This window comes from Alsobacter sp. P4_H11, from assembly GCF_056400925.1.
In genome coordinates, this window is sequence record NZ_JBFUKI010000011.1 from 97041 (window position 1) to 108695 (window position 11655).

Below are 11655 nucleotides of genomic sequence, written 5' to 3' on the forward strand. Positions count from 1 at the left end.
CCCTGCCGATTCAGCCCTTGTGGTTCTCGGCGATGGGCGCCTGGTAGGCGAGACCCATGTCCCAGGGGAAGTAGATCCAGGTGTCCTGCGACACCTCGGTCACGAAGGTGTCCACCAGCGGCCGGCCGAGCGGCTTGGCGTAGACGGTGGCGAAGTGCGCATCCGGCAGCATGTCGCGCACGACCTTGGCGGTCTTGCCGGTGTCGACGAGGTCGTCCACCACCAGCACGCCCTTGCCGCCCTCGCCGCCGAGCTTCAGCACCTCGGGAGAAATGCCCTTCAGCACCCGCAGCTCACCTTGCGACGTGTAGTCGTGGTAGCTCGCCACGCACACGCTCTCGATCACCCGGATGCCGAGCTCGCGCGACACGATGGCGGCCGGCACGAGCCCGCCGCGCGTGATGCACACCATGGCCTGGAACGGTCCCGCCCCGGCCAGCCGCCACGCCAGCGCGCGGGCGTCGCGGTGGAACTGGTCCCACGAGACCGGAAAGGCTTTGGGTTGGGGCTGGGACATCGAACTCTCCGCTGCGGCGATGGCGTTCCCTGCCGCTAACGCCGGACATCGTCAAGATGGCTTGGGTTTGGTGGTTCGATGAGAGGCGCGCGGGGCGGGCCCTCACCCTGTCCCTCTCCCTGTGCCAGGGAGAGGGAACGCTCACGACCGGCGTGCCTGAATCACGGCTGTTGGCGTCAGCGAAGGGCCGCAGCCGGCCCCCTCTCCCTGGCGCAGGGAGAGTGCTGGGGTGAGGGCGGTGCAGCGCCCCCATCCTGCCTTACGGCACCTTGTTCGGCCGCGCCGCCACCAGCTCGGCGACCAGCGCCTCCACGGCCGTTCGCGCGGTCTGCATCAGCGCCTCGTCGCGCGAGCGCACCACGATCTGGTTGGTGAAGCTCTTGCCGTCGAAACTCGGATAGGAGCCGATGATCACGCCGGGATGCGCTTTCTGGATGGCGGCCAGCCCCGTCGCATAGGCGCCCTCGGGCGTGCCCTGCGCGTCGATGGAGGTCGACAGCATGGTGCGGCCGGTCTTCAGCGTCGGCCCGATATTGTCCAGCATGGCTTGCATGATGGAGGGCACGCCCGCCATCACGAAGACGTTGCCGAGCCGGAAGCCCGGCGCCTTTGAGATGGGGTTCTCGACCAGGTCCGCGCCATGCGGGATGCGCGCCATGCGCAGCCTCGCTTCGTTCAGATCGGCGGGATTCTCATAGCGCGTGCGCAGCATCGCGACCGCGCGCTCATCATGCGAGATGTCGACCCCGAATGCCTTGGCGACGCAGTCGGCCGTGATGTCGTCATGCGTCGGGCCGATGCCACCGGTCGTGAACAGGTAGGTGTATCGCGACCGCAGCGCGTTGATGGCGGCCACGATCTCGTCCTCCTCGTCCGGCACGACGCGGACTTCCTTGAGGTCGATCCCCATCGCGGTGAGGTAATCCGCGATGTAGCCGATGTTCTTGTCCTTGGTGCGCCCGGACAGGATCTCGTCGCCGATCACCAGAACGGCGGCGGTGATGGCGGTGTCATGGTCGGACATTGGGGGCGCTCCGGGTGCTCAGGGGCATGTATCGCGGCGCGCCCTCAGGCTCAAGCGCCGCCCGAGAACCTTACGGCCGGGGCCCCCGAGGGGATCAGCCCCGGTCGAAGATCAGGTTCACGCGCGTGCGCTGCACCAGGCGATAGCCCTTCTCGGCCAGTAGCGCCGGGAGATCGATCTGCCAGCGGCCGACGCCGTTTTCGATGATGAAGGTCTGCGGCCAAAGGCTGCGCGGGGCGGCGCGCAGGAAGGGCTCGAGGATCAGGTCCTCGGCGCCTTCCACGTCGAGCTTGATCGCGTCGACATGGTCGAGCCGCTCGTCCAGCAGCAACTGCTGCAGCGTCGTGGCCGGAACCCGCACGGCCGCGCCGTCGCCCAGCCCAACCATCTTGACGCTCGACTCGCCGTGGTTGCGCGGATCGACGAACAGCGTCACCTCGCCGGACTTGTCCGCCACCGCGCAATCAACCGCTTTCACGCCCCCGAAGGCGTTCTGGCGGATATTGAACACCAGCCGTTCGAACACGCCGGGCTGCGGCTCCACGGCCAGCACGCGGCCGGTCGGCCCCGCCAGCGCGGCGACGAACAGCGCATAGCCGCCCACGTTCGAGCCCACGTCCACGAAGGTGAAGCCCTCCCGGATCCGCGCGGCGAGGTAGTCGCGCTCATCCGGGTCGAAATATTGCGGAGTGAACAGAAGCCGCTTCTCGCAGACATTGTTGTAGGGGTAGAGCCGCATGCGGGCGCCGAGCGACTGCACGTCGACGGGGCGTCCACGCAGCATCCAGATGGCGATCTGCCGCAGCGCATAGGCCACGCGGCGGCCGGCCCAGGACCGCGGCATCCGCCGGGTGATGTCGATCAGCCGCTTGGGCAAGCCTTCCGGCCCAAAGGCCCCAAAGGCGCCGGCCTCGGCCGGAGGCAGGGTTCGTGCGTCTTTCATCGGAGCCGACGAGTAGCCGCTTACGCTCCGGAATGGAAGTCCGGCCTAGCCCTGAGGCTTCGCGCGATCTTGCGCGGGGGCCCGCTATGGCCCATGTGAGGGTGAACCCAATCTCGAACCGCCGGCCCCTGCGCCCGCCCATCCCGAGACCGACATGACATTCGTCGACGCATCCGTGGCGGCCGGCCGTAAAACCGGCGAGATCAAGCTTCACGGGCCCGAAGCCTTCGAGGGCATGCGCCGGGCCGGCCGGCTCACCGCCGAGGCGCTGGACCTGCTCGTCCCGGCCGTGCAGCCGGGCGTCACCACGGACGCGCTCGACAAGCTGATCTTCGAGTTCGCGATGGACAACAACGCCTATCCGGCGCCGCTGCATTATCGCGGCTTCCGCAAGGGCATCTGCACCTCCATCAATCACGTGGTCTGCCACGGCATCCCCAACGATAAGCCGCTGCGCGAAGGCGACATCGTCAACATCGACGTCACGCTCGTGCTGGATGGTTGGCACGGCGATTCGAGCAGGATGTATCTGGTGGGCGAGACGCCCCGCCGGGCCTCGCGGCTCGTCGAGGTAACCTACGAGGCGCTGATGATCGGCATCGCGCAGGTGAAGCCGGGCGCCACGACGGGCGACATCGGCGCCGCCATCCAGGCCTTCGCCGAAAGCGAGCGCTGCTCGGTGGTGCGCGATTTCTGTGGGCACGGCCTCGGGCGGCTCTTCCATGACGAGCCGAACATTCTGCACTATGGCCGTCGCGGCGAAGGCGTGCCGTTGAAGGCCGGCATGTTCTTCACCATCGAGCCCATGATCAACCTCGGACGGCCCGCCGTGAAGGTTCTGGGCGACGGCTGGACGGCGGTGACCCGCGACCGCTCCCTGTCGGCCCAGTTCGAGCACAGCGTCGGCGTCACCGAAACCGGCGTCGAGATCTTCACGCTCTCCCCCAAGGGCTGGAACCAGCCCCCTTACCTCACCGCCTGAGAGGCCGCATGCGCGATGTCGATCCCCCCGGCAAGGATGCTTCCGGGGAGGATCATCGGCGCGGACACCGCTCTAGGTTGAAAGATCGATTCGCGCGCGTTGGACGCGAGGGACTGGCGGACTACGAGTTCCTCGAGCTCATCCTGTTTCGGTCCATCCCGCAGCGCGACGTCAAACCCCTCGCCAAGGAGTTGATTGCGCGCTTCGGCTCTGTCGCCGAAGTGCTGGGCGCTCCCGTTGCGAGGCTGTGCGAAATCGACGGCGTGGGAGAGCAGACCGCTCTCGACTTCAAGATCCTGGAGGCCGCCGGGCGCGAGCTCGCCAAGGGGGCGGTGGGCAAGCGCCAGGTCCTGTCCTCCTGGGCCAGCGTGATCGATTACTGCCGCGCCGCCATGGCGTTCGCCGAGAAAGAGCAGTTCCGCATCCTGTTCCTGGACAAGCGCAACGGCCTTCTGGCCGATGAGGTGCAGCAGACCGGCACGGTTGACCACACGCCCGTATACCCCCGCGAAGTGCTCAAGCGCGCGCTGGAGCTCTCGGCCTCCGCCATCATCCTGGTGCACAACCACCCCAGCGGCGATCCGACGCCCTCCGACGCCGACGTCCGCATGACCCGCGAGATCGCCGACATCGCCAAGCCCCTCGGCGTCGTTGTGCACGACCACATCATCGTCGGCCGCGACGGCCACGCGAGCCTGAAAGGCTTGCGGTTGATGTGACGGGCAAGGGCACAACTCTCTCCCGCGCAGCGGGGGAGATGTCGCCGGAGGCGCAGAGGGGGCGCCCGGGCGGAACTCCCTGTTCGATGCTGGAGCGCTCCACCGCCCCCTCCCTGCCCTCCCTCGCTTTGCGGGAGAGGGTTCCGGCTGCGGCTTAAGCCTGTAAACTGGTCGTAAAGCCGGAAACTTGCTCAACAAACAGGCAAGCCCGCCCGCTCCTATCCCCGCCCCCTCCGAAAGCCGTGGTGGCATGACCTTTGCGGTTCTGCCCGCGTTATGGCAGCGTCACGAGACGTGCCGCGAGAGGGGATCACATGGCGTCGGCGTTCGATGAGATGAACGGCGCGGATGGGGAGATTCGGGAGGCCTACGCGGCGCTGAAGCGCTGGCTGGATACGGCCCCCCCAGACCACCTGGCTCTGCGGCGCAGCCAGGCGGAGCTCTTCTTCCGCCGCATTGGAATTACCTTCGCGGTCTATGGCGACTCGGAATCGACCGAGCGCCTGATTCCGTTCGACATCATCCCCCGCGTGCTGACCAAGCCGGAATGGACCCGCCTCGAAGAGGGGCTGGTGCAGCGCGTCACCGCGCTCAACGCCTTCCTGGCCGACATCTATGGCCCGCGCGAGTGCCTGAAGGCCGGCATCGTCCCGGAGGACCTCATCTACCGCAACGCCGGCTTCCGGCCCGAGATGGTGGGCCGCCCGGTGCCGCACGGCATCTATTGCCACATCGCCGGCATCGATATCGTGCGCGTCGGGCCTGACGATTTCTACGTGCTGGAAGACAACGCCCGCACCCCCTCCGGCGTCTCCTATATGCTGGAGAACCGCGAGGTGATGATGCGGCTCTTCCCGGAGCTGTTCACCGAGAACCGCGTCGCGCCTGTCGAGAACTATCCCGACTCGCTGCTCGCGACGCTGCGCTCGGTCGCGCCAAAGACTGCAGGCCGCGACCCCGTTTGCGTGCTGCTGACGCCCGGCCAGTACAACTCGGCCTTCTACGAGCACTCGTTCCTGGCCGATAAGCTCGGCATCGAGCTGGTCGAGGGCTCCGACCTCTTCGTGCGCGAAGACGTCTGCTACATGCGCACCACCGAGGGGCCGAAGCGCGTCGACGTCATCTACCGGCGCATCGACGACGATTTCCTCGATCCCCTAGCCTTCCGGCCGGATTCGGTGCTGGGCGTGCCCGGCATCGTCAGCGCCTACCAGGCCGGCAACGTCACCCTGTGCAACGCCATCGGCACCGGCGTGGCGGACGACAAGGCTGTCTACAGCTACATGCCCGAGATCGTGAAGTTCTTCACCGGCAAGGACCCGATCCTCAACAACGTCCCGACCTATCGCTGCCGCGAAAAGGAATCGCTGTCCTACGTGCTCGACAACCTGCACGAGCTCGTCGTCAAGGAGGTCAACGGCTCCGGCGGCTACGGCATGCTGGTGGGCCCGCACGCCACCAAGCACCAGATCGAGGACTTCCGTCGCAAGCTGAAGACCGCGCCGGACGGCTTCATCGCCCAGCCGACGCTGGCGCTGTCGACCTGCCCCACCTTCGTGGCTTCGGGCGTCGCCCCGCGGCATGTCGACCTGCGCCCCTTCGTGCTGAGCGGCGCGGACAAGGTCCGCATCGTGCCCGGCGGGCTCACCCGCGTGGCGCTGAAGGATGGGTCCCTGGTGGTGAACTCCAGCCAGGGCGGCGGAACCAAGGACACCTGGGTGCTCGATGCTTAGCCGGACCGCCGACAATCTCTACTGGGTGTCGCGCTACATGGAGCGGGCCGAGTTCCTCGCCCGCATCCTGGACGCCACAGCCCGCCTCGCCACCCTGCCGGCCGCCTATGGGGGCGCGGGCAACGAATGGCAGAGCGTCCTGCTCACCGCCGGCGCGGCGGAGGCCTTCGAGGCGCTCTACGACGAGCCGACGGAGCGCAACGTCACCGAGTTCCTGGCCTTCAGCCCGGAGAACCCGTCCTCCATTCGCAGCTGCTTCGAGCGCGCCCGCTCCAACGCCCGCGCGGTCCGCACCGCTCTCACGGGCGAGATGTGGGAAGCCATCAACGGAGCCTATCTGGAGCTGCGGCGGTATGATCCCAAGTCCATGTCGCGCGAGGAGTTCGCGCGCTTCCTGGAATGGGTGAAGTCCGCCTCGCTGGCCTTCGACGGCTCGGCCTACCGGACCATGCTGCGAAACGATAACTACTGGTTCTCGCGCCTCGGCGTCTATCTGGAGCGGGCCGACAACACGGCCCGCATCCTGGACGTGAAGTACCACGTGCTCCTGCCCGAGAACGAGACCGTGGGCGGCAGCCTGGATTACTTCCAGTGGTCCACCATCCTGCGCGAGGTTTCGGCGCTGACGGCGTATCACTGGGTCTACCGGGAGAGCCTGAAGCCCTGGCTCGTCGCCGACCTGCTGATCCTCAACCGGCAAATGCCGCGCTCGCTGGCCTCGTCCTACGAGAACATCGTGCGCTTCCTGGACGAGATCGGCCGCGCCTATGGCCGCCAGGGCGTCTCGCAGCGGCTGAGCCGCACCATCCTGGCGCGGTTGGAGAACACCCGCATCGAAGACGTGTTCCGCGGCGGCCTGCACGAATTCATCTCGGGATTCGTCGCTGACAACGCCAAGCTCGGCAGCGCCATCAACGACCAGTACCTCGTCTGAGACAGCGCCCGGCCAGCCCGGGCGTTCGATCCCTGTTTGGACCCGCCGCATGCGCATTCGCGTCTCGCAACAAACGACCTATCGCTACGCGCCGCCCGCGAAGTCGATGATCCAGACGCTGCGGCTCACGCCGCGCAACCACGACGGGCAGTTCGTCGTGAGCTGGCGCATCGACGTGGACGTGGACAGCCGCCTGCGCCAGGGCGAGGACGCGTTCGGCAACACGACCCATGTGCTGTCGGTCGGCGGCCCCATCGACCAGCTCGTGGTCTCCGTGGAGGGCGTCGTCCAGACGCAGGACCATGCCGGCGTGGTGCGCGGCGCTGTGGAGCGCTTCCCCGAGTCGCTCTATCTGCGCGAGACCGACCTCACGGTGGCGACCGAGGCCGTGCAGGCCTTCGCGCAGGACGCTGTCGCCGCCGAGGGCGATCCCCTCGGCCGCATGCACGCCTTGATGAACGCCGTCCACGGGCGGCTGGAGCATCGACCCGAGGCGCCCGGCCCCGGCCAGGCAGCCTCCGCCGCGGAGGCGATCGAGGCCGCGGGCGCGGATGGCGCCGGCATCGCGCATGTGTTCATCGCCTCGGCGCGCTCGCTTGGCGCGCCGGCGCGCTTCATCAGCGGCTATCTCTGGACGCCGGACGCCGGCGCGGACGCCCAAGCGGCTCATTCCTGGGCGGAGGCGCACGTTCCCGGCTTCGGCTGGATCGGCTTCGACCCGCAGAACAATCTCTGCCCCACGGCCTCCTATGTGCGGATCGCCGTCGGCCTCGACGAGCTCGGCGCGGCGCCGGTGCGCGGCGCCCACCGCGGCGGCGGCGAGCACGCGCCGGAGGTGCGCCTGCGCATCGAGGCGCAGGATCAGTCGCAGTCCTGATAAACATGCGGACGAGCTTCTGGTTATAAGGGGGAAACGTCCTCCCGGCCGATGGGCGGCGAGGCCCCGTCCTGATAGGATGCCTGCGCCATGGCTCCGTCCGCCGGGCGACGGCGATGAACCTGGACACTGCTGATGACCTACTGCGCCGGCATTCTCGTTCGCGAAGGCCTCGTGATGATCGCCGACACCCGCACCAATGCGGGTCTCGACAACGTCTCGACCTTTCGCAAGCTGCACCTGTTCGAGCGCAAGGGCGAACGCGCCATTGCGCTGGCCACGGCCGGCAACCTTTCGATCTCGCAATCGGTCGTCAGTTTTCTGCATGAGGGGATCGAGAACCCCGAGACCGGCGAGGTCGAGACGCTGCTGCAGGCGCCCACCATGTTCCGCGCCGCCCAACTGGTGGGGCGAGCCGTCCACAAGGTGCGGGCCGTGGACGGCGTGAGTCTCGACGAGGCCGGCGTGAAGTTCGACGTCTCGATCATGATCGGCGGGCAGATCAAGGGCGGCGCGCCGCGCCTGTTCATGCTCTACGCCGCCGGCAACTTCATCGAGTGCGGCATCGAGACGCCCTACCTGCAGATCGGCGAGCACAAATACGGCAAGCCGATCCTGGACCGCGCCGTCACGTTCAACACCAGCCTGAACGACTCGCTGAAGCTGGGCCTGATCTCGATGGATTCGACCATGCGCTCGAACCTCGGCGTCGGCCTGCCCATCGATATCGTCACCATGAAGCGCGACGCGCTGGAGCCCGATCTGGTGCACCGGATCGAGGCCGGCGAGCCCTATTTCCACGATCTGCGCGAGCGCTGGTCGGCGGCGCTGCGGGCCGCCCATATCGCGATCCCGCAACCGCCCTACCACGCAGGCCTGCGCCCCTGACAATTTCGTAAGGTCTTGATGCGATAACGGCTGCTGTATTGGCCGGAACTGCATGATGGCGTTGCGTATTCTTCGGCGAGGACCGGCGTCGGTGACGGCCCGTATCGTCTGGCCGGTCGCCGCCGTGCTGGTGTCCCTGCTCGTGCTCGCGGTGGGCGGCATCATGCTGGCCAGCCAGCGCGCCAACGAAATCGCCAATGATCGCCAGCGCTCGATGCTGTCCGCCGTGCTCGACGACGAGAAGGCCAAGGCGCTCCGCGACCTCGCGGTCACGATCTCGAGCTCGGACGCCATTGCGGCGCTCCAGCACCCAATGTCGGCCGAACGCGCCCAGCGCTTCATCGGCGCCGCGCTGGAAACCGCCTACGGCTTCGACCAGTCCTTCGTGCTCACGCCCGAGAACGTCGTCGTCACCGGCCGCGTCGCGGGCGAGACGGGCGACCAGCGGCGCTTCGCCGCCGTTCGCCCAGCGCTCAACGGCGTCATCCAGGTCGTGCGCGATCGGCTCGCCCGCATGGCGCTGCGCCGGGACCCGACCGCCCTCACGCAGGACGAAACAGATGCCGCCGTGCTGCGCACCGGCGAAGCCCGCCTGATCTTCGACGGCGCCATCCTGCGCGTGGCCGTGGCCGTGGCCGCCCCGGCCCGCGAGGGCGACAGCGCCTTCGGCGGCCTGATCGCGGCCGCCTCGGTCCCGCTCGGGCCCGCCGCCCTGGAGCGGATAGGCCGCGCGAGCGGACACGCCAACCTGCGGCTCGAAACCGTCGCCGCGCAGGAGCAGGGTTTCCCGGTCGTCGACGAACAGGGCGCCGTGCGGGCGTACCTGGTCTGGCGCAAGGACCGGCCCGGCGACGTCGTGCTCGAGCGCGTCCTCCCGGCGATCGTCGCGGCGCTGCTGGCCATCGGCCTGTTCTCGGTCTTCATGTTCAACCACGTCCGCAAGGTGACGACCGAGCTCGTCGCCCGCGAGGCCGAAGCAACCCACCTCGCCAACCACGATCGCCTCTCGGGCCTGCCGAACCGCGCCTTCTTCACCGATCGGCTCGATTCCGAGCTCGCCCGCTTCGCCACCACCGGCGAGGGACTGGCGGTGCTGTTCCTGGACCTCGACAAGTTCAAGGACATCAACGACATCCACGGCCACAGCGCCGGCGATACGCTGATCCGCATCGTCGCCCGCCGCCTCACCGGCGTGCTGCGCGGCGCCGACACGCTGGCGCGTTTCGGCGGTGACGAGTTCGCGATCATCCAGACCGGCGTGCGCAGCGCGCATGATTGCGCCTCGCTCGCCCACCGGGTCCTTGACGCCATTCGCGAGCCCATCGAGCTCAACGGCGTGCTGGCGCATGTCGGCATCTCGATCGGCATCGCACTCGCGCCCGACAACGCCAACGAGCGCGACGTGCTGATGCGCCTCGCCGACGTGGCGCTCTACCGCGCCAAGCGCGAGGGCCGGAACCGCTATTCGTTCTTCGAAGTTGGAATGGACGAGACCTTGCGCATGCGCAAGATCGTCGAGGAAGACCTGCGCCACGCCCTGCAGCGCGACGAGGTCAAGGTCGTCTACCAGCCGCAATTCTCCGCCGACGGCCGCAAGATCCTGGGCGTCGAGGCGCTGGTGCGCTGGACGCATCCGGTTCACGGCGCGATCTCGCCGGCCGATTTCATCCCGGTGGCCGAGCAGCGGGGCCTCATCGGACCGCTCGGCGAATACGTTTTACGCCGCGCCTGCCAGGACGGCCGGCGCTGGAAGAACATCACCGTGGCGGTCAACGTCTCGCCGGTGCAGTTCCGCCAGAAGGACTTTGTGTCCACGGTGGCGCGCATCGTGCAGGAAGAGGAAATGGATCCCGCCCGCGTCGAGCTCGAACTCACCGAGGGCGTGCTGGTCGACGACGCCGACGCGGCCGAGAACGCCATGATGGAGCTACGGGCGCTTGGCCTGCGCTTCGCGCTCGACGATTTCGGCACCGGCTACTCGTCGCTGATCTATCTGCGCCGATTCGCCTTCGACAAGATCAAGATCGACCGCTCGTTCCTGGAGTCGATGGAAACCACCGGCGAGAGCGCCATCCTGGTCCACTCCTGCGTGCATCTCGGGCGGGCGTTGGGGCTCACGGTGACGGCCGAGGGCGTCGAGACCGCCGAGCAGCAGCGCTTTCTCCAGGCGGTCGGCTGCCACCAGTTGCAGGGCTTCCTGTTCTGCAAGCCGGTCAGCCCGGAGAAGATCGACGAGCTCCTCGGCCTCGTCGCCGACGAAGGCACCATCAGCCGCTCGGCCTGAACTCAGAAAATCGCCGACGCGCTCGCGATGATGGCGAACAGGAAGCCGAGGCTGAGCACGGTCCCGACGAGGCCGAAGCACAGCCCGGCGATCACCACGACGCCGTCGCGCTCCACGAGGCCCAGGCCAACCAGCACCACCGCGATCCCGAGCGGAATCTGCCCGATGATGGGCGCGGCGAACACCAGCGCCAGCGCGAAGGCGAGCAACGCCGCCCCGACGAGCCGGAAAGCGACCGCACGCTCGAAAAACGACAGGCGAGGCCGTGCGAAGCGTTCCAGCTTGCGCAGCCAGGGCACGGCGCGGTCCACCGCCTTGCGCAGGTCATGCAGCGCGATGGTGCGCACCAGCAGCCGGTTCGGCAGCCACGGAGACGGCTGGCCGAGAATGATCTGCACCGCCACCGAGAGCAGCAGCAATCCGCACAGCAGCGGAATGGGCGGCGGCATCGGCAGGCAGTTCGGCAGGCCGAGCACGACGATCAGCAGCGCGTAGGCGCGCTCACCCAGAACGTCAACTATGGCGCGTACGGGCACGCGATCGGTCCTGGCGTCCTCGACCAGCCGCACCAGAATGTCGGACGTGCGTGAAGTGCCTTGCCGCATGGCGCCTTCGAGGGAGGGGCGGCCAGGGTCCGGCCGGGCGTCTGCATAGCGCAGCCCCGGCTCCGGGCCAAGCGCGGAGGAGTCGTGGTCCAGCGCCGGCGCTCGCTCCGCGCGTCGACCAAACCGAAGCACCCGGTCTGCCCAAGTGC

General features: G+C 68.0%; 11 protein-coding genes. 7 read left to right on the forward strand and 4 right to left on the reverse strand.

The annotated features are described in order from the left end of the window. Positions 1-10 precede the first annotated feature (10 nt). The 3 genes from gpt to AC1DSZ_RS19105 all read right to left on the reverse strand — a co-directional run bounded on the left by gpt (position 11) and on the right by AC1DSZ_RS19105 (position 2484). Positions 11-517 carry a xanthine phosphoribosyltransferase gene (gpt, locus tag AC1DSZ_RS19095; RefSeq protein WP_188518839.1) on the reverse strand — a complete coding sequence of 169 codons (507 nt, stop codon included), beginning with the start codon at positions 515-517 and terminating at the stop codon, positions 11-13. 259 nt (positions 518-776) lie between these two features. Continuing rightward, a complete protein-coding gene (locus AC1DSZ_RS19100; RefSeq protein ID WP_476839941.1) occupies positions 777-1541 on the reverse strand; it encodes a competence/damage-inducible protein A in 765 nt (254 codons plus the stop codon). Between the two features lie 94 nt (positions 1542-1635). Then, positions 1636-2484, reverse strand: coding sequence for an FkbM family methyltransferase (locus AC1DSZ_RS19105; RefSeq protein ID WP_476839942.1), 849 nt, complete (start codon positions 2482-2484; stop codon positions 1636-1638). A gap of 154 nt (positions 2485-2638) precedes the next feature. Between AC1DSZ_RS19105 and map the strand changes: the two genes are divergently transcribed. The 7 genes from map (at position 2639) to AC1DSZ_RS19140 (ending at position 10901) form a co-directional block, all read left to right on the forward strand. Next, positions 2639-3466, forward strand: coding sequence for a type I methionyl aminopeptidase (map, locus tag AC1DSZ_RS19110; RefSeq protein WP_476839943.1), 828 nt, complete (start codon positions 2639-2641; stop codon positions 3464-3466). A gap of 8 nt (positions 3467-3474) precedes the next feature. Beyond that, complete coding sequence (radC, locus tag AC1DSZ_RS19115; RefSeq protein ID WP_476839944.1) at positions 3475-4185, forward strand: RadC family protein; 711 nt, start codon at positions 3475-3477, stop codon at positions 4183-4185. 314 nt (positions 4186-4499) lie between these two features. Further along, the gene (locus AC1DSZ_RS19120) at positions 4500-5918 is read left to right on the forward strand and encodes a circularly permuted type 2 ATP-grasp protein (protein WP_476839945.1); all 1419 of its coding nucleotides are present in this window, start codon (positions 4500-4502) and stop codon (positions 5916-5918) included. Next, positions 5911-6852 (forward strand): alpha-E domain-containing protein, encoded by a 942-nt coding sequence (locus AC1DSZ_RS19125; protein WP_188518845.1) that lies wholly within the window; start codon positions 5911-5913, stop codon positions 6850-6852. The genes AC1DSZ_RS19120 and AC1DSZ_RS19125 overlap by 8 nt, the downstream gene beginning before the upstream one ends. Before the next feature lie 49 nt (positions 6853-6901). Further along, positions 6902-7729, forward strand: coding sequence for a transglutaminase family protein (locus tag AC1DSZ_RS19130; RefSeq protein ID WP_476839946.1), 828 nt, complete (start codon positions 6902-6904; stop codon positions 7727-7729). Between the two features lie 135 nt (positions 7730-7864). After that, a complete protein-coding gene (locus AC1DSZ_RS19135) occupies positions 7865-8617 on the forward strand; it encodes a proteasome-type protease (RefSeq protein WP_476839947.1) in 753 nt (250 codons plus the stop codon). A 91-nt stretch (positions 8618-8708) separates the two neighbouring features. Further along, entirely contained in the window at positions 8709-10901 is a 2193-nt protein-coding gene (locus AC1DSZ_RS19140; protein WP_476839948.1) for a putative bifunctional diguanylate cyclase/phosphodiesterase, read from the forward strand. A gap of 2 nt (positions 10902-10903) precedes the next feature. On the opposite strand, the gene AC1DSZ_RS19145 is transcribed toward AC1DSZ_RS19140, so the two are convergent. Then, positions 10904-11506, reverse strand: coding sequence for an exopolysaccharide biosynthesis protein (locus AC1DSZ_RS19145; protein WP_476840000.1), 603 nt, complete (start codon positions 11504-11506; stop codon positions 10904-10906). Positions 11507-11655 lie beyond the last annotated feature (149 nt).